The sequence below is a fragment of the Kaistia algarum genome, assembly GCF_026343945.1.
Classification (GTDB): Bacteria; Pseudomonadota; Alphaproteobacteria; order Rhizobiales; family Kaistiaceae; genus Kaistia; species Kaistia algarum.
This window is the reverse complement of the sequence record NZ_JAPKNJ010000003.1, coordinates 1-17,545: the sequence shown is the minus strand read 5'-3', so window position 1 is coordinate 17,545 and position 17,545 is coordinate 1. Positions and strand designations below refer to the sequence as shown.

Genomic DNA, 17,545 nt, shown 5'->3' with positions numbered 1-17,545 from the left:
TCATCGCCGCTTCGGACCCGGACGACCCTTGGCAGGCCGTGCCGGACCGCCCGAGGACGACCTGAAACCGCGTTCCGTGACTTTTCGCTGACCCTTCGGCAGGCGTTTGCCTTCGCTGACGATCTCGAACCGGAGCGCGCCGGCGATCGGCGCGACTTCGACCAGCTTGACTTCGACCATGTCGCCAAGGCGGTACATCTCGCCGGTGCGGGTCCCGATCACCGCATGGCGCGCCTCGTCGAACTGATAGAAATCGGCGCCCAGCGTCCCGATCGGCACGAAGCCGTCGGCGCCGGTCTCGGCGAGCTTCACGAACAGCCCGGAGCGCGTCACGCCGGCGATCCGGCCCTGGAAATTGGCGCCGATCCGATCGGCCAGCCAATGCGCCACGAGGCGGTCGATCGTATCGCGCTCGGCCGCCATCGCCCGACGCTCGGCGCCGGAAATCTCCTGCGCGATCGCCTCAAGCTCCCGCTCCATCCCATCGGGAAGCCCACCCTCGCCCAGATCGAGCGAGCGGATCAGCGCGCGATGCACGATCAGATCGGCATAACGGCGGATCGGCGAGGTGAAATGAGCATAGCGGCGCAGGTTCAGGCCGAAATGACCGATGTTCTCGGGGCTATAGACAGCCTGGCTCTGCGAACGCAGCACGACCTCGTTCACGAGCGCGGCATGCTCGCTGTCCTTCACGCGGCCGAGAATTAGATTGAAATGGCTCGGCCGGAGATTGCCGCTGCGTGGCAGGTTCATCTCGATTGATGCGAGGAATTCTCGCAGCGCTTCGAGCTTGGCGAGCGAGGGCGCATCGTGGACGCGGTAGACGAGCGGCGACTTCCGCCGCTCCAGCGTCTCCGCCGCGGCGACATTGGCCTGGATCATGAACTCTTCGATCAGGCGATGCGCATCGAGCCGCTCCGGAATCACGATCCGCTCGATCGCGCCGTCCGCGCCAACGATCACCTTGCGTTCCGGCAGGTCGAGTTCCAGCGGCTCGCGGCTATCGCGGCCGCGCCGCATGACTTCGTAGGCCGCCCAGAGCGGCTTCAGGATCGGCTCCAGCAAAGGCCCGGACTTCTCGTCCGGACGGCCATCAATGGCCGCCTGCGCCTGCGGATAGGAGAGCTTCGCCGCCGACCGCATCATGATGCGATGGAACCAGTGGAACTGCTTCTTACCCTCGGCCGTGAACTGCATCTTCACGGCGATCGCCGGCCGGTCCTCGCCTTCGCGCAGCGAGCAGAGATCATTCGAGATTCGCTCGGGGAGCATCGGGACGACACGGTCGGGGAAATAGACCGAATTGCCGCGCTTCAGCGCTTCGCGGTCGAGCGGCGAATTGGGCCGCACATACCAGGCGACATCGGCGATCGCGACGGTGACGAGGAAGCCGCCCGGATTTTCCGGATCGGTGTCGGCTTCCGCATAGACCGCGTCGTCATGGTCCTTGGCGTCGGCCGGATCGATCGTGACGAGCGGAACCGCGCGCCAATCCTCGCGGCCGGACAGCGGTGCGGCCTTGGCCTTGTCCGCCGCCTCCAGCACCGCCGGCGGAAAGACGTGCGGAATGTCGTGGTGGTGAATGGCGATCAGGCTGACCGCCTTCTCGCTATGGACCTCGCCGACGACTTCCGCCACACGGACGCGGGCAAGCCCGAACCGTCCGACATGCTTCACCTCGACGGCAACCAGGTCGCCGTTCTTGGCACCGTTCAGATCCTCGGGATCTACGATGAACTCTTTCTGCTTGCGGTCGACCGGCTCAATGCGCAGCACGCCGTCCGAGGCGGTGCGAACGACGCCGAGGATGGAGGCAGGGCGCTTCTCGATGACTTTCACGACGCGCGCCGTGTAGGCGACCTCGGTCTCGTCCTTCGCGGCCGGCTGGACCTTGGCCAGCACGCGGTCTCCGATTCCGGGGGCGGGCGTTAGTGGGCGGCCGCGATGCGTTTCGATCAGGATGCGCGGCGGCCCGGAATGTTTGTCATCCCAGCTCACCGGTTGGGCGATGAAATCGCCATCCTTGTCGCGCTCCAGAATGACGAGCACGCTGACGGTCGGCAGATCGCCGGCCCGCACGAGGCGGCGGCGATCCTTCTGGACCAGCCCCTCCTCGCCGAGTTCCTTCAAAACCCGCTTCAGCGCAATGCGGGCACCGCCCGCAATGCCAAAATTGCGTGCGATTTCGCGCTTTCCGGCCTGCCCGGGATGTTCGGCGATGAAAGCGAGCAACGCCTCACGAGAGGGAAGCTCGTCAGCCTTGCGTTCGATCGGCTGGGTTTTGGGCTTCGAACCGGTCGCGTTCCTCGCGCCGGCGGTTCGTACGCGCCGTGTTTTATCTTGTGTTTCTGGCGTCTTGGCCAAGTAGTGAATTCCAATGGTTTATGGGGGGATTGAACGGGGACCGTTCGCCGCCCTCGGAAGTTACGCCGTCCGGGCGATTTATGCGAATGATCGTTTCGCCCGGCGGCATACCGCGCGGGCGAAGCTTCAGGGTCGAAGACTGCCGGAAGCGGTCTATTCCGCCACGGCCTTTCGAGCCGTCTTCTTTGGCTGGGCCGTCTTCTTCGGGGCGGCAGCCTTCTTCGTCTTGGCGGCGGCCGGCGCCTTGGAGCGGGCGGTGGTCGTCCGCGTCTTGCCGGCCGGTGCCTTGGCAGCCTTTTCGGCAATCAGGGCGACGGCGGCGTCGAGGCCGATCGTCTCGGGCGAAAGCGACTTCGGCAGGGTCGCATTGACTGCACCATGCTTCACATAGGGGCCATATTTGCCCGAATGCAGCGTGATCGCTCCTGTCAATGTCGGGTGGTCACCGAGGTTCTTCAAGGGCTCGGCGCCACCGCGGCCGGCGCGTGGACCCTTAGCCTGCTTCTCGGCGATCGCCGCGACGGCTCGGTTGAGCCCGACGATGAACACTTCATCGACGCTATCGAGATTGGCGTATTTGCCGTCATGCAGCACGAACGGACCGTAGCGTCCGATGCCGGCCTGGATCGGCTTGCCATCCTCGGGATGCAGCCCGACCTCGCGCGGCAGCGACAGCAGCGCCAGCGCCTTGTCGAGATCTAGGCTCGCCGCCTCCCAGCCCTTGGGCAGGCTGGCGCGTTTCGGCTTTTCCTTGCCTTCGGCTTCGCCGAGCTGGACATAATTGCCGAAGCGGCCCGAACGCAGCGTCACGTCGAGGCCCGTCTCGGGATCCTTGCCGAGCACCTTGATGCCATCGGCGCCGAGGACGGAACCACCTTCCCCCGCCTCGCCGGGCGATGCTTCTTCGCCGGTCACGGCGAGCTGACGCGTATAGCGGCACTCGGGATAATTCGAGCAACCGATGAAGGCGCCGAATTTGCCGAGCTTCAAAGACAGCTTGCCTGTGCCGCAGGTCGGGCAGGCGCGCGGATCGCCGCCATCGGCCCGCTCCGGGAAAACGTGCGGTCCGAGCAGATCGTTGAGCGCGTCGAGGACCTGCGTGACGCGCAATTCCTTCGTCTCGCCGACATCGAACGAGAACTGCTTCCAGAACTCGCGCAGAACATCCTTCCACGAGATTTCGCCGGCCGAGATCTGGTCGAGCTTCTCTTCCAGGTCGGCGGTGAAATCATATTCGACATAGCGCGAGAAAAAGCTCTGCAGGAACGCCGTGACCAGGCGGCCCTTGTCCTCCGGCACGAGGCGCTTTTTCTCGATGCGGACATATTCGCGGTCGCGCAGAACGGTCAGCGTCGCCGCATAGGTAGAGGGCCGGCCGATGCCGAGCTCCTCCATCCGCTTCACCAGCGTCGCCTCGCTGTAGCGCGGCGGCGGCTCGGTGAAATGCTGCGTCGCCTGGATGGCCCGCTTCTCCAGCGCATCGCCCTTGTCGATGCGCGGCAGACGGCCCTCCTCGTCGTCGGCGTCCTCGTCCTTGTCTTCATTATAAAGCGCGAGGAAACCGTCGAAGGTGACGACCTGACCGGAAGCGCGCAGGTCGAGCTTTCGCCCGCCTGCCTCGGCAAGAATGTCGACACTCGTGCGCTGCAGCTCGGCCGATTCCATCTGGCTCGCAATGGTGCGCTTCCAGATCAGCTCATAGAGCTTGGCCTGGTCGGCATCCAGCATGCGCGCCACCTCGCGCGGCCGACGCCGCGGATCCGTCGGGCGGATGGCCTCATGCGCTTCCTGCGCGTTCTTGGCCTTCACCTGATAGCGGCGGGGCGCGCCGGGCAGGTGGCGGGCCGAGAAATCCTCGCCGATCACGCCGCGGATGGAGGCGACCGCCTCCGGTGCGATATCGACGCCGTCGGTTCGCATATAGGTGATGAGACCGACGGTCTCGCCGCCGATATCGACGCCTTCATAGAGGCGCTGGGCGATCTGCATGGTGCGGTTCGGCGCGAAGCCGAGCTTTCGGCTCGCCTCCTGCTGCAGCGTCGAGGTCGTGAACGGGGCGAAGGGATGGCGCTTGGCTGGCTTCGATTCGACGTCGACCACGCTGTACCGGCCGGCATCGAGCGCCTTGCGGAACGCCTCGGCCTCATCGGCCGTGCCGACATCGAGACGGGCGATCTTCTTGCCGTCGGCGCCGACGAGCCGAGCCTCGAATTCATCGCCGCGCGGCGTCGCGAGCCTCGCGACCAGCGACCAATATTCGCGGCGCTTGAAGGTCTCGATCTCGCTCTCGCGGTCGCAGACGAGGCGAAGCGCCACCGACTGGACGCGGCCTGCCGAGCGCGCGCCAGGCAGCTTGCGCCACAGAACCGGCGACAGCGTGAAGCCGACCAGATAGTCGAGCGCCCGGCGCGCCAGATAAGCATCGACCAGCGCCTCGTCGATCGGGCGCGGATTCTTCATCGCCTCGAGCACGGCCTGCTTGGTGATCGCGTTGAACACCACGCGCTCGACCGGCTTGTCCTTCAGCGCCCGCTTCTGCTTTAGCACCTCCAGCACGTGCCAGGAGATGGCCTCGCCCTCGCGATCCGGGTCGGTTGCCAGAATGATGCGGTCGGCAGCCTTGGCGGCGATTGCCATCTCGGAGAGGCGCTTGGCCGACTTCGGGTCAGCCTCCCAGCTCATGGCGAAGTCCTCGTCCGGGAGCACCGAGCCGTCCTTGGAGGGCAGGTCGCGGACGTGACCATAGGAGGCCACGACCTGATAGGCCGGGCCGAGATATTTGTTGATCGTTTTCGCCTTCGCAGGCGATTCGACGATGACGAGATTCATGTGTGCCATTTGCAAGAGGCCGGATCGGTCGGTCAAACCCGACGACGAGCCGGCGGAAAATCAAGGATCGCGCCGGGTCGGCCGGCAGGGTCGCGACCGGGCAGGACAATCCCGGAAAGCACAGGGCGTGTCAATGAAGCTGCAGAAACCCATTGCCCACTCTCAAAGATTGCTGAATAGTTGTTTTGCAACCTATAGAGGCTCGCAACCTCGTTCTGTCAGCTTGAGGAAGGCTCGATATGGGACTGCCGAAGGAAAAAAGCCAGGAGACGCCGACCATGCGCAGCGACCAGCGCCAGACGGCTGAATATGTCGGGCGCATGGCCTCCGAATTGCGATTGATCTCCGCCAAGGCCGATCTCGGCTTTCTCGCCTATCTACTCGGCATGGTCGAAGAGGAGGCCTCGCGCCAGAGCGCGGCGAGCCAGGATCGCTGAACGAGCCCAGGCCTTTGGCGCTATGGCTCGATCAGAGCCACCCTTTGCCCCGGATGACGCTCAATGCGGCCGGCGAGGTCGAGTTCGAGCAGCAGAACCTGCACCGACGAAGCCGAAAGGCCGGTAAATCGGATCAGATCGTCGATCAAGGTCGGCACCGGACCCATCGCCTCGATCAGCAGCGCCCGGTCGCTGTCATCCGGAGGCTGCCGGCTGGCGAATTCGCCTTCCAGCGACGGCTCGGACCAGTCGGGCGGCGGGGAGAAGCTGCGGCCGAGCATCGGCGCCAGCAATTCGGCCACGTCCTCGCCGGACGTGACGAGATGCGCCCCTTCCTTGATCAGGCGGTTGGCACCTGTCGCGCGCGGATCGAGAGGTGACCCCGGGACGGCGAAGACGATGCGTCCTTGGGTCCCCGCCAGCCTCGCGGTGATCAGCGAGCCGGAACGCTCCGCCGCCTCGACGACAACCACGCCGGCCGACATGCCGGAGACAAGGCGGTTGCGGCGCGGGAAGTCGCGCGCCCGCGGCTCCCAGCCATGCGGCATCTCCGAGACATGCGCGCCACCCTTGGCCAGGATTCGCTCTGCCAGATCGGCGTTCTCCGGCGGATAGAGCCGATCGAGGCCGCCGGCAAAGACGGCAACCGTTCCGCCATCAAGCGCCGCCTCATGCGCCGCGGCATCAATGCCGCGCGCCAGCCCCGAGGCAACGACGAAATGGTCCCGGCCGAGATCGCGCGCCAGAATCTGCGCCATTTTGCGACCGGCGACGGAGGCGTTGCGCGCACCGACAATTGCGACCATTGGCCGCCGCATCAACCCCTCGGCACCGCCACGGATGGAGAGAAGCGGCGGCGGGGCGTCGATCTCGCGCAGCCACGGCGGATAGTCGGGCTCTCCGATCGCGACGAGGCGCGCACCTATCGAATCCAGCGCCGCGAGCTCGCGCTCTGCGTCGCGGGTCTCGGCGATGCGGATACGCCTCCCGCTTCGTCCGGCAAGATCCGGAAGACCCGCGAGCGAGGCCGAGGCCGAACCGAAATGGTTGACGAGTTCGCGGAACGTGGCCGGGCCGACATTCTCGCTGCGGATAAGCCGCAGCCAGGAGATGCGCTGGTCGTCCGTCAAACGCATGCCGGCCGTGCGACGCTCGGCGTCCGTCATCGAGCCCCCATCCGATCCGGCTGCTGCACCGCGCCCCCTCGGACGGAACCCGTCCGGACAATCCGACAGATCTCAGCCCTTCTGCCCGATACGGCTTTCCTTGCCGGCCAGGAGGCGCGAAATGTTCGCGCTATGCTTGTACCAGATCAGGATTGTTAGCAAGGCGAACAGCAGCGCCTTTCGATAGTCGCCGAGCGCCACGAGCACGAGCGGGGCCGCCAGAGCGGCGAGGAGCGCGGCGAGCGAGGAGTAGCGGGTGACCAGGGCGACGGCCAGCCAGATCGCCGCAAAGACAATCGCGATCGGCCAGGAGATCCCAATCAGGATGCCGAGAAAGGTCGCGACCCCCTTGCCGCCCTTGAAACCCAGCCAGAGGGGGAAGATGTGCCCGAGAAAGGCACCGAGGCCAGCGACAAGCGCCGCGTCGGGTCCCCACTGGTCAGCCAGCATCACGGCGACCGTACCCTTCAGCGCGTCGCCGAGCAGCGTGCCGGCGGCCAGCCATCGATTGCCGGTTCGCAGCACATTGGTGGCGCCGATATTGCCAGACCCGATCGAGCGGATATCGCCGAGCCCGGCTGCCCGGGTCAGCAGCAGGCCGAAGGGAATGGATCCGAGCGCATAGCCGAGCGCCAGCATGGCGAGCGTCAGCCCGGGTCCGATCTGCCACTCCATCATGCTTGCCCCCGGCTCTCGCGCCGCCCCCTCGAGCCGCGTCCCATGCAACCGGAATTAGCTCAAGCCGCGCCGCTTTCATAGACGGTGCGCCCGGCGACGATCGTTCGCAACACGGCGCCCTCGAAGCGTGCGCCCTCGAAGGGCGTATTCTTGGAGCGGGAATGCAGATTCTCTGCCTCGCAAACCCACGGCGCGCCCAGATCGACGACGATGATATCGGCCGGCGCACCGGCACTGAGCCGGCCGCTGTCTATACCGAGAAGTTCCGCCGGTCGCACGGTCAGCGCCTTCAGGATCGCCTGTAGGCCCGCCTCTTCATTATGATAAAGGCGGAGCGAGGCGGCGAGCAACGTCTCGAGCCCGACGGCCCCGTCGGCAGCCTCCGCGAAGGGATGGCGCTTGGTGTCGACGTCCTGCGGATCATGGCTGGAGACGATGACGTCAATCGTCCCGTCGGCGATGCCCTCGATCATGGCCAATCGGTCATCCTCCGACCGGAGCGGCGGCGACAAGCGGAAGAAAGTGCGATACGGCCCGACGTCACGCTCGTTCAGCGCCAGGTGCGCCGCCGAGACGCCGCAGGACACGGCGAGCCCCGCCTTCTTGGCACGGCGGATGATGTCGAGCGATTCGGCGCAGGAGATCTGCGCGGCGTGGTAGCGCCCGCCGGTCAGGGCCGCGAGGCGAACGTCGCGCTCGACGACGATGATCTCGGCTTCCTTCGGAATGCCAGGTAGCCCCAGCCGTGTCGCCGTCTCGCCCTCGTTCATCACGCCGGCGCCTGACAGATGCGGATCAACCGGCTGATTGACGATGAGCGCGCCGAAATCGCGGCCATAAGTCAACGCCCGGCGCAGCACGAGCGCATTGGTCACGGAATGGCGGCCATCCGTGAAGCCGACGGCGCCCGCTTCCATCAGCAGGCCGAGCTCAGTCATCTCGCGGCCTTCGAGTCCTTTGGTCATCGCCGCCATCGGCAGCACGCGCACGACGGCCGTATCGCGGGCTCGGCGGCCGATGAAATCGACCAGCGCGATATCGTCGATAACGGGATCCGTGTCGGGCATCATGACGATGGTCGTCACGCCGCCCGCTGCCGCGGCCTGCCCTGCCGAGGCGAAAGTCTCGCGGTGCTCCGCCCCCGGCTCGCCAATGAAGACGCGCATGTCGATGAGGCCCGGCAACACCGCCGCGCCACGACAATCGATCGTCTCGGCGCCGGCCGGCGTTGGCGGAGCGCCGGCTTCCGGCCCCGCATAGACAATGCGTCCATCGGCGACGATCACCACGCCCGGAGCATCGAAGCCGCGCGCGGGATCGACAACCCGCCCACCGGTCAGGACGACCGGGCGCACGTCGCTTGGCTTGCCGACGTTCATATTCCAGCCCCGTTCGGGAGGTTGCGGGCGAGTGCCTCCAGCACCGCCATGCGGACGGCGACACCCATCTCGACCTGTTCGCGGATGAGGCTGTGCGCCCCGTCAGCGATCGCCGAATCGATCTCGACGCCACGGTTCATGGGGCCGGGATGCATCACGAGAGCACCGGGCCGGGCATAGGCGAGTTTTTCGGCATCGAGGCCGAAGAAATGGAAATATTCGCGAACGGAAGGCACGAAGGAGCCATCCATGCGCTCGCGCTGCAGGCGCAGCATCATGACGATGTCGGCGCCGGCCAGTCCCTTCCGCATATCGGTGAAGATCTCGACGCCGAGCCTGTCGAGGCCGCGCGGCAGCAGAGTCGAGGGACCGACGCAGCGCACCTGCGCGCCGAGCGCGTTCAAAAGCAGGATGTTGGACCGGGCGACGCGCGAATGCAGGATGTCGCCGCAGATCGCGATCGTCAGATCGTGGATCGGACCCTTGTGGCGGCGGATGGTGAGGGCGTCGAGCAGCGCCTGCGTCGGATGCTCATGCGCCCCGTCGCCGGCATTGATCACCGAGCAGCCGACCTTCTGGGCCAGGAGATGGACGGCGCCGGCGGCGTGATGGCGCACCACCAGGAGATCGGGGTTCATGGCGTTCAGCGTGATCGCCGTATCGATCAGCGTTTCGCCCTTCTTCACCGAGGACGAGGCGACCGACATGTTCATGACGTCGGCGCCGAGCCGCTTACCCGCCAGTTCGAAGGAAGATTGGGTTCTCGTCGAAGATTCGAAGAACAGATTGATCTGCGTGCGCCCGCGCAGGACCGACTTCTTCTTCTCGACCTGCCGGCTGACCTCGACCGCCTCTTCGGCAAGGTCGAGCAGGGCGACGATTTCCTCGGGAAGGAGACCTTCGATACCGAGCAGGTGGCGGTGCGCGAACACCGCCGCGGGTGAGGCCGCGACCGGGGAAGAAGGCTCTGTCATCGAAGCGATGCCTATAGGGGGAAAGGGCCAGGACGGCAAGGCAAAGCCGCGAACTCGAAGACCTTGTTCACCGCTCCTTGGAAACAAAGCGAGCGCGCCTTCTTCTTGACAAGATGTCTCCTGTCGGCCTGACTGCGGGAAGCTCGCGAAAGGCCACGATCGCAACGATAGGCCAAAGTCAAAGCCGAGCCTGGAGGAGATACGCCATGACCCGATTTGCGGGAACCATTTCGCTTGCCGCCCTCGCGGCAACTCTGCTCGCCGGCTCGGCACTCGCCGCGACGGCCGACAAGAAGATCGCCCTTTCCAACAACTATGCCGGCAATTCCTGGCGGCAGGCGATGCTGCGCAGCTGGGACAAGGTGACGAAGCCTGCCGTGACGGCCGGCATCGTCGCCGCGGCCGATCCGTTCACCACGGCCGAAAACCAGGTGACCGAGCAGGCGGCCCAGATCCAGAATCTGGTGCTGCAGGGCTATAACGCCATCGTCCTCAACGCCGCTTCCCCGGACGCGCTCAATGGCGCGGTCAAGGAAGCCTGCGACGCCGGCGTCATCGTCGTCTCGTTCGACGGCATCGTCACCGAGCCCTGCGCCTGGCGCATCGCGGTCGACTTCAAGCAGATGGGCAAGGACGAGATCAGCTATCTGAAGGAGAAGATCCCGGCCGGCGGCAACGTGCTCGAGATTCGCGGTCTTGCCGGCGTCTTCGTCGATGACGAAATCTCGAAGGGCATCCATGAGGGCGCCACCGAGAACCCGCAGTTCAAGATCGTCGGCTCGGTCCATGGCGACTGGGACCAGGCCAAGGCCCAGGCCGCCGTCGCCGGCATCCTGCCATCGCTGCCGAACGATATCGTTGCCGTCGTGACGCAGGGCGGTGACGGCTATGGTGCGGCGCAGGCCTTCAAGGCCGCCGGCCGCACCATCCCGACCATCATCATGGGCAATCGCCAGGATGAGCTCGCCTGGTGGAAGGAACAGAAGGACGCCAACGGCTACCAGACCTATTCCTCGTCGATCGCGCCGGGCGTCTCCACCCTCGCCTTCTGGGTCGCCCAGCAGATCCTCGACGGCAAGGAAGTGCCGAAGGATCTCGTCGTGCCGTTCCTGCGCATCGACCAGGATGGGCTGGAGAAGGCCCTCGAGACGACGGAAAAGGGCGGCGTCGCCAATGTCGAATACACGGCCGAGGACGCCCAGAAAGTCGTCGACGCCGCAGCCAAGAAGTAGTCTCGGCTAGCCCCGGCCAAGCCCTGTCGCGCGGGAAACGCGTTCGAACTGGAAGGCGTGAATGTCCCGCGTGGAAGTGCCCATCATCAGCCTGGACGGCGTCGAAAAAAGCTTCGGCGCCGTCCGTGCCCTCCAAGGCGTCGATCTCGCCTGCCGCGTCGGCGAGTGCATCGGCCTCGTCGGTCATAACGGCGCTGGCAAATCGACCCTGATGAATTTGCTCGCCGGCGTCTTCGGCGCCGAAGGCCGGATCGCGCTCGACGGCGTCGAGATTGGCTCGCGCTATTCCGTCGCGGTGGCGCAGGCCCATGGCATACGCTGCGTCTTTCAGGAACTCTCGCTCTGCCCGAACCTCACCGTGGCCGAGAATGCCCGCATCATGCATGCTTCGCTGCGTGGCGTCGGCTGGCGCCGCCGTGCGGGAACACTGATCCTGAGCCAGCTCGACGCCGTGTTTCCGGGCCATGGGATCACGGCCGGCGACATTGTCGGCGATCTGCCCATTGCGCGGCGCCAGATGGTCGAGATCGCGCGCGCCTTCACCGTCACGACGGCCGCCGCCCGCCTCGTCATCCTCGATGAGCCGACCTCCTCGCTCGACGCGCATCAGGCGAAGCAGCTGCTCGCCTTCGTCCGCCGCTTCGTCGGCGAAGGCGGCTGCGTCGTGCTGATCTCCCATCTTCTCGGCGAAATTCTCTCGGCCGCCGACCGCGTCGTCGTCATGAAGGATGGCCGCGTCGTCGCCGAGCGGCCGGCTGCCGAATTCAACCGAACCTCGCTCGTCGCGGCGATGGGTTCGGTGGCGCGCGAGGAGACGGCTGCCACGACGGCGCCGAGCAAGCGCCAAGGCCAGCCTCGGGTCCGCGCCCGCTCCGAAGTTCAGGCCGGCGGCATCGAGCTTCTCGCCCATCGCGGTGAGATCGTCGGCCTCGCCGGGCTGGGCGGCCAGGGCCAGTCCGAAATGCTGGTACGCATCTTCGACGGCGCCCGGCGCGCCCGCCGCGGCATCGAGGTCGAGGGCGACGTGGCGCTCGTCGCCGGCGACCGGCAAACCGATGGCGTCTTCCCGCTCTGGTCGATTGCCGAGAACATAACGATCTCCTCGCTCGCGCGCCTGCGCCGTGGTCCCCTGATCGACCGGGCCTTGACGGCAGCGATGGCCGGGGAATGGCGGCAGCGCATCGCGATCCGCACGCCCGACGTCGATAATCCGATCCTGTCGCTTTCGGGCGGCAACCAGCAAAAGGCCCTGTTCGCGCGCTCGCTAGGCTCGACCGCCGAGACGGTGCTGATGGACGATCCGATGCGCGGCGTCGACATCGGCACCAAGCAGGAAGTCTACGACATGATTCGCGCCGAGGCGGCGGGGGGCCGCACCTTTCTCTGGTACACGACCGAGATGGACGAACTGCGGCACTGCGATCACGTCTATGTCTTCCGTGATGCCCGCATCGTCGCCGATTTGCCGCGAGGCGAACTGACCGAGGAAAAGGTGCTGCACGCATCCTTCGCGGAGGTCGCATGAACGGCCAGATCCTCTCGCCGAAAATGCTGCGCAGCCTGCTGCCCGCACTCTCGCTCGCCGCCCTGCTCGCCGCGATCTTCTATCTGCAGCCGCGCGCGATGAGCTATGTCGGCTTCAACCTGATGCTCAACCTCGCGATCCCGATCGCCTTCGCGACGATCGCGCAGATGTGCGTCATTACCGTCAACGATCTCGATCTCTCGATCGGCACTTATGTCGGCTTCGTCGCCTGCGTCGGCGCGACACTGCTTTCGGGCGGAATGGAAGCCCTCCCCTTTGTGAAGGAACTGCAGGCCAGCGGCACGCTGCCGGCAGAACTGCCCTGGATCTTCACGACGCCGATCGCCGGGATTATTGTCCTTCTCTTCGGTATTGCGGTCTACGCTCTGCTCGGCGCGCTCATCTACTGGCGCGACCTCCCGTCGATCGTTGTCACGCTCGGCATGTCTTTCGTCTGGCTCGGCCTCTCGGTGCTGATCCTCCCGGTTCCAGGCGGGCAGGCACCGACATGGATCCGCTCGCTGATGACGCTGAAGCCGCTCTACATTCCGTTCCCCATCATCGCCGTGGCGGTGATCGCGATCAGCGCCCATTTCCTCGTGATGCGAACGTCCTATGGCGCCGTGCTGCGCGGCGCGGGCGGCAATCCGCGCGCCATCGAGCGGGCCGGCTGGTCGCTGCTGCGCGTCAAGATGACAATGTTCGCCCTCGCCGGCTTCTTCGGCATGCTGGCCGGCCTGTCGCTGATCGGGCTCACCACATCAGGCGACGCCAATATCGCGCTGCGCTATACGCTGCTGTCGATCGCCGGGGTCATCCTCGGCGGTGGCGAGTTCGTCGGCGGCCGGATCTCGCCCGTCGGCGCGGTGATCGGCGCGGTGACGCTGACGCTCGCCGGCTCGTTTCTCTCCTTCCTGCGCATCTCGCCGGACTGGCAGATCGGCGCCCAGGGCGCGATCCTGATCCTCGTCCTGGCGCTGCGTGCGCTCATCGACCATGCGGAGAAGCGCAAATGAGCGACGCCGCGCCGGCCGTGCCCTCCCCGCTGAAGCGCCTCATGTCGCGGCCATGGCTCTGGGCCTATGTCGCGGCCATGGTCGTCTGGGTGATCACGATCCTCTTCACCGGCGGACGCAGCGGCGGCGAGGTGCTGACCGCCGCCTTCACCTTCGCGACCTTCTCGGTGATCGTCGGCATCGGCCAGATGTATGTCGTGACGCTCGGGCCTGGGAATGTCGATCTATCGATTCCAGCGACAATCACGCTTGCTGGCGCCGTCGCCACCAAGGTGATGGATACGCAGGACGGCATGATCCTCGTCGGGCTGCTGGTCGCCCTCGCCTGCGGGATCGGCGTCGGCATCTTCAACTATGCGCTGATCCTGCTGCTGCGCATTCCGCCAATCATCGCGACGCTCTCGTCGAGCTTCCTGGTCCAGTCGGCGGCGATCGCCTATGGCCGCGGCATCCGCATCAAGCCGCCGCCAGCCCTCGCCGATTTCACCACCAGTCAGGTGCTGGGCATGCCGGTGCTGGCGATCTGCGTGATCGCGCTGGCGGCGGTGATGGAACTGGTGCTGCGACGGACGCTCTATGGCCGCTGGGTGACGGCGATCGGCCAGAATATCCGCGCCGCCCGCCTCGCCGGCGTGCCCGTGGGCAGGACGCGCTTCGCCGCCTACATCATGAGCGCCGTCTTCGCCGGGCTCTGCGGCTATCTTCTGTCCGGCTTTTCCGGCGGTTCGTCGCTCTCCATGGGCGAGGAATATCTCCTGACCTCGATCGCGCTGGTCGTCATCGGCGGCTCGTCCGTGGCAGGTGGCAACTCCAACGTACCCGGCCTCTGGGGGGCGGCGCTGTTCCTGTTCCTGGTCGTGACCATGCTGAATACCTACGGTTTCGGCGCGGGGCTGCGCTATCTGGCCACGGGCGGCATCATCATCGCCGTCATCGTTGCCGCGAGCCGGCCGCGCTCGACACGCTAAGGGAGCAAGTTCGTCGCATCGTCTTGTGGGACGGCGCCCCGCCACGATATGAAGGGGCAAGGAGAACCTGATGACGACGTGGCAAAGCAGCAGCGAAAGTGAGAAAGCCAAGCGGCCGCCGCGCTCGGTCCAGCAGGCCATGCTGCGCGGCTTCGCCTGTCGTTGCCCGGCCTGCGGCAAGGGCAAGGCCTTCCGCGGCTATCTGACCGTCGTCGACCGCTGCGAGGCCTGTGGCGAGGATCTCTCGCACCAGCGCGCCGATGACGCCCCGCCCTATTTCACCATTCTCGCCGTCGGCCACATCATCGTGCCGCTGATGCTGATGGTCGAGATGACATGGCATCTGTCCAACTTCACCAATCTGGCGATCTGGCTGCCCTTGACGCTGATCCTGACGCTCGGCCTGCTGCGGCCGATCAAAGGCGCTGTCGTCGGCCTGCAATGGGCGCTCTATATGCATGGATTCGATCCGGACGGCGTCTCGGACGAGGCGCCAGCGGCATGGCGGCCGGATATCGGCTGACCTGAGGCAGCAGGTCAGACTGCCCGGCGCAAACGGCGAGCCGCCAAGCTCTCTCGCCGCCTACGACGAATCCAGAGACTTCCAATGACTAGTGCAGTGAGTCGCGACCAGGACGGCGGCGGGATGCGTGGCCTTGTGGCCGCCATCGGCTCGATCGCCGGCGTCGGCCTCGGCTTTTCCATAACCCTCCCCCTTCTCGCCCTGACGCTGGAAGACCGCGGCATCTCGCCGACCTGGATCGGAATCAACACCGCGTTCTGGGGCCTGTCCTCCCTCGCGATCACGCCCTTCGTGTCGCGCCTGGCGGCCCGCTTCGGCACCGCCCAGACGCTTGCCGCCTCGATCCTCGTGCTCGCCGCCGCGCTTCCGATCTTCTTCCTGTCGCCGTTCTGGCTCTGGTTTCCGCTGCGCCTCGTGGCCGGTGCGGCGCTGACGATCACCTTCGTGCTGTCCGAGTTCTGGATCAACACCGCCGCCCCGCCCGGCAAGCGCGGCATCGTCATGGGGATCTATGCGACGATGCTGTCCGTGGGGTTTGCCCTGGGTCCATTGATTCTGTGGTTCACCGGCACGCGCGGCATATTTCCGTTCCTGGTTGGCGCCGTGGTGCTTGCCGTCGGCACGCTGCCCGTCCTGTCGGGCCTCAAGGTCGCGCCGGTCCTGACCGACCAGCACAAGACATCCTTCGTGCGTTTCCTCGTCCTGGCTCCTGTCGCCACCGGCGCAGCCCTGCTCTTCGGCACGATCGAAAGCGGGGCCTTCGCGCTGCTGCCGCTCTATGGCCAGAGGGTCGGCCATGCCCGCGACGTCGTCATCCTGCTGGGCGTTGGCGTGACGATCGGCAATATCGCGCTGCAGATGCCGATGGGGCTTCTCTCTGACCGGGTCGATCGCCGCAAGCTGCTGTTCGCGATCGCCGGGTTCGGCATCGTCGGCGCAGCGCTGCTGCCCATGGTCGCGGCGTCGTTCTGGCCCTTCATGCTGATGCTTGCCATTTGGGGCGGCGTCGTCGGAGCGCTCTACACCGTCGGCCTCGCCCATCTCGGCTCGCGCTTCAGCGGCGAGGATCTCGCCGCGGCGAACGCCGCCTTCATCTTCTGCTATTCCCTCGGCGGTCTCGCGGGTCCCGCGGTGATCGGCGCGGCGATGGACGCCTATTCCCCGCACGGCTTTGTTATCGCGATAGCCGGTTTCTTCATCGCCTATCTGACACTCGTCATCGGCCGCATCGTGCTGGCGCGCGGGACATAAGCGTGGGCCAGCGTGATGCTTTCTTGACAATCAGCTTTGAATCCGTAGGGTGCGCCCACGATTGCGCCGGGCCGGTCTCCGGATCGCTTAGGCATAGATTTCAGAGGTTCGACCATGGCTAAGGCCACTACCATCAAGATCCGGCTCGTCAGCTCGGCCGACACCGGTTTCTTCTACGTCACGAAGAAGAATTCCCGCACCATGACCGAGAAGCTCGCGGTCAAGAAGTACGACCCCGTCGTGCGCAAGCACGTCGAGTTTCGCGAAGCGAAGATCAAGTAAGACCTCGCTTCGATTGAACTGCAAAGGCACCGCTCGCGGTGCCTTTTTCTTTTGAGGCTAGTCGGAAAGCGTCGTGGCCCGGCCGAAATGGGTCATAGAGGAGGCCACTCTCGCCACCCGGCCGGGCCGACCCTACGGACCCAGGAGATGCGGCGGACCTGAGCACTCCGTAGGGTATCGCGCCAGGAACGGTTCGCCGGCTTGCCGCCGGGCCGCCCCGCCAATGGGACCGCTATCGGCAAGCTCTATCGCGCTTCGGGGCCCCACGACAGCGAAACGCGCCGGCCGAGCCACAAAGCTTGAATTTGCGTAAATGTTTAAGGTTAAGGCGCTGCCGCTTCAGGCATTATGCAACACGGGTGCGTTGGCCATGACGACGAGGTCTGCGGCGACCATGTCCTTGACGAGGACGTCGAGGCCGGTGTCGTGGTGCCAGCCTAGCTTCTCATGCGCCTTGGTCGGGTCGCCGATCAGCAGGTCGACTTCCGTCGGACGGAAATAGCGCGGATCGACTTCGACCAGGACCTTGCCGGTCGCCTTGTCCAGGCCCTTCTCCTCGACCCCGGTGCCGATCCAGTCGATCTGGGTTCCGACCTCGGCGAAGGCCTTCTCGACGAAGGAGCGCACCGTGTGCGTCTCGCCCGTCGCCAGCACATAGTCCTCGGCCTTGTCCTGCTGCAGCATCAGCCACATGCCGCGCACATATTCCTTGGCATGGCCCCAGTCGCGCTTGGCGTCGAGATTGCCCAGATACAGCTTCTCCTGCCGACCCAGATGGATCGCCGCGACGGCGCGCGTGATCTTGCGCGTCACGAAGGTCTCGCCCCGCAGCGGGCTCTCATGGTTGAACAAGATGCCGTTCGAGGCATGCATGCCGTAAGCCTCGCGGTAGTTCACCACGATCCAGTAGGCATAGAGCTT

15 protein-coding genes are annotated in these 17,545 nt (G+C 65.7%); 8 read left to right on the top strand and 7 right to left on the bottom strand.

The features are described from left to right. Positions 1–2,364: a ribonuclease R gene (gene rnr, locus OSH05_RS18405; protein WP_104218178.1), complete on the bottom strand. Its 2,364-nt coding sequence runs from the start codon at positions 2,362–2,364 to the stop codon at positions 1–3. Positions 2,365–2,517: 153 nt separating this feature from the next. Then, a complete protein-coding gene (topA, locus tag OSH05_RS18400; RefSeq protein ID WP_104218179.1) occupies positions 2,518–5,193 on the bottom strand; it encodes a type I DNA topoisomerase in 2,676 nt (891 codons plus the stop codon). A 239-nt stretch (positions 5,194–5,432) separates the two neighbouring features. On the opposite strand from topA, the gene OSH05_RS18395 reads away from it, so the two are divergent. After that, on the top strand, positions 5,433–5,630 hold the full coding sequence (locus tag OSH05_RS18395) for a hypothetical protein (RefSeq protein WP_104218180.1): 198 nt from the start codon (positions 5,433–5,435) through the stop codon (positions 5,628–5,630). A gap of 20 nt (positions 5,631–5,650) precedes the next feature. On the opposite strand, the gene dprA is transcribed toward OSH05_RS18395, so the two are convergent. From dprA to OSH05_RS18375, 4 genes are all read right to left on the bottom strand, one after another. Next, positions 5,651–6,796 carry a DNA-processing protein DprA gene (dprA, locus tag OSH05_RS18390; RefSeq protein WP_104218181.1) on the bottom strand — a complete coding sequence of 382 codons (1,146 nt, stop codon included), beginning with the start codon at positions 6,794–6,796 and terminating at the stop codon, positions 5,651–5,653. A gap of 72 nt (positions 6,797–6,868) precedes the next feature. Beyond that, entirely contained in the window at positions 6,869–7,474 is a 606-nt protein-coding gene (plsY, locus tag OSH05_RS18385; protein ID WP_104218182.1) for a glycerol-3-phosphate 1-O-acyltransferase PlsY, read from the bottom strand. 59 nt (positions 7,475–7,533) lie between these two features. Further along, positions 7,534–8,853 carry a dihydroorotase gene (locus OSH05_RS18380; protein WP_104218183.1) on the bottom strand — a complete coding sequence of 440 codons (1,320 nt, stop codon included), beginning with the start codon at positions 8,851–8,853 and terminating at the stop codon, positions 7,534–7,536. Beyond that, positions 8,850–9,827: an aspartate carbamoyltransferase catalytic subunit gene (locus OSH05_RS18375; protein ID WP_104218184.1), complete on the bottom strand. Its 978-nt coding sequence runs from the start codon at positions 9,825–9,827 to the stop codon at positions 8,850–8,852. The genes OSH05_RS18380 and OSH05_RS18375 overlap by 4 nt, the downstream gene beginning before the upstream one ends. Before the next feature lie 206 nt (positions 9,828–10,033). Between OSH05_RS18375 and OSH05_RS18370 the strand changes: the two genes are divergently transcribed. From OSH05_RS18370 to rpmG, 7 genes are all read left to right on the top strand, one after another. Continuing rightward, positions 10,034–11,059, top strand: a complete 1,026-nt coding sequence (locus OSH05_RS18370; protein WP_104218185.1) for an ABC transporter substrate-binding protein — start codon at positions 10,034–10,036, stop codon at positions 11,057–11,059. A gap of 61 nt (positions 11,060–11,120) precedes the next feature. Then, positions 11,121–12,584 (top strand): sugar ABC transporter ATP-binding protein, encoded by a 1,464-nt coding sequence (locus OSH05_RS18365; protein ID WP_104218186.1) that lies wholly within the window; start codon positions 11,121–11,123, stop codon positions 12,582–12,584. Beyond that, positions 12,581–13,600, top strand: coding sequence for an ABC transporter permease (locus tag OSH05_RS18360; RefSeq protein ID WP_104218187.1), 1,020 nt, complete (start codon positions 12,581–12,583; stop codon positions 13,598–13,600). Before OSH05_RS18365 ends, OSH05_RS18360 begins: the two co-directional genes overlap by 4 nt. Further along, the gene (locus OSH05_RS18355; RefSeq protein WP_104218188.1) at positions 13,597–14,568 is read left to right on the top strand and encodes an ABC transporter permease; all 972 of its coding nucleotides are present in this window, start codon (positions 13,597–13,599) and stop codon (positions 14,566–14,568) included. The genes OSH05_RS18360 and OSH05_RS18355 overlap by 4 nt, the downstream gene beginning before the upstream one ends. Positions 14,569–14,638: 70 nt before the next feature. After that, positions 14,639–15,091 (top strand): DUF983 domain-containing protein, encoded by a 453-nt coding sequence (locus OSH05_RS18350; RefSeq protein ID WP_104218189.1) that lies wholly within the window; start codon positions 14,639–14,641, stop codon positions 15,089–15,091. 84 nt (positions 15,092–15,175) lie between these two features. After that, complete coding sequence (locus OSH05_RS18345; protein ID WP_104218190.1) at positions 15,176–16,342, top strand: MFS transporter; 1,167 nt, start codon at positions 15,176–15,178, stop codon at positions 16,340–16,342. A 114-nt stretch (positions 16,343–16,456) separates the two neighbouring features. Then, a complete protein-coding gene (gene rpmG / locus OSH05_RS18340; RefSeq protein WP_073058119.1) occupies positions 16,457–16,624 on the top strand; it encodes a 50S ribosomal protein L33 in 168 nt (55 codons plus the stop codon). Positions 16,625–16,963: 339 nt separating this feature from the next. On the opposite strand, the gene OSH05_RS18335 is transcribed toward rpmG, so the two are convergent. After that, the coding region (locus tag OSH05_RS18335; RefSeq protein ID WP_266352766.1) for a GDP-mannose 4,6-dehydratase at positions 16,964–17,545 on the bottom strand (582 nt) is incomplete at its 5' end.

Bases quoted from the DNA above. Each gene is read 5' to 3' on its own strand.
- OSH05_RS18395 (WP_104218180.1), top strand. From the start codon at position 5,433: ATGGGACTGCCGAAGGAAAAAAGCCAGGAGACGCCGACCATGCGCAGC.
- OSH05_RS18380 (WP_104218183.1), bottom strand. From the start codon at position 8,853: ATGAACGTCGGCAAGCCAAGCGACGTGCGCCCGGTCGTCCTGACCGGT.
- topA (WP_104218179.1), bottom strand. From the start codon at position 5,193: ATGAATCTCGTCATCGTCGAATCGCCTGCGAAGGCGAAAACGATCAAC.
- OSH05_RS18345 (WP_104218190.1), top strand. From the start codon at position 15,176: ATGACTAGTGCAGTGAGTCGCGACCAGGACGGCGGCGGGATGCGTGGC.
- OSH05_RS18350 (WP_104218189.1), top strand. From the start codon at position 14,639: ATGACGACGTGGCAAAGCAGCAGCGAAAGTGAGAAAGCCAAGCGGCCG.
- OSH05_RS18360 (WP_104218187.1), top strand. From the start codon at position 12,581: ATGAACGGCCAGATCCTCTCGCCGAAAATGCTGCGCAGCCTGCTGCCC.
- OSH05_RS18365 (WP_104218186.1), top strand. From the start codon at position 11,121: ATGTCCCGCGTGGAAGTGCCCATCATCAGCCTGGACGGCGTCGAAAAA.
- OSH05_RS18370 (WP_104218185.1), top strand. From the start codon at position 10,034: ATGACCCGATTTGCGGGAACCATTTCGCTTGCCGCCCTCGCGGCAACT.
- plsY (WP_104218182.1), bottom strand. From the start codon at position 7,474: ATGATGGAGTGGCAGATCGGACCCGGGCTGACGCTCGCCATGCTGGCG.
- dprA (WP_104218181.1), bottom strand. From the start codon at position 6,796: ATGACGGACGCCGAGCGTCGCACGGCCGGCATGCGTTTGACGGACGAC.
- OSH05_RS18375 (WP_104218184.1), bottom strand. From the start codon at position 9,827: ATGACAGAGCCTTCTTCCCCGGTCGCGGCCTCACCCGCGGCGGTGTTC.
- OSH05_RS18355 (WP_104218188.1), top strand. From the start codon at position 13,597: ATGAGCGACGCCGCGCCGGCCGTGCCCTCCCCGCTGAAGCGCCTCATG.
- rpmG (WP_073058119.1), top strand. From the start codon at position 16,457: ATGGCTAAGGCCACTACCATCAAGATCCGGCTCGTCAGCTCGGCCGAC.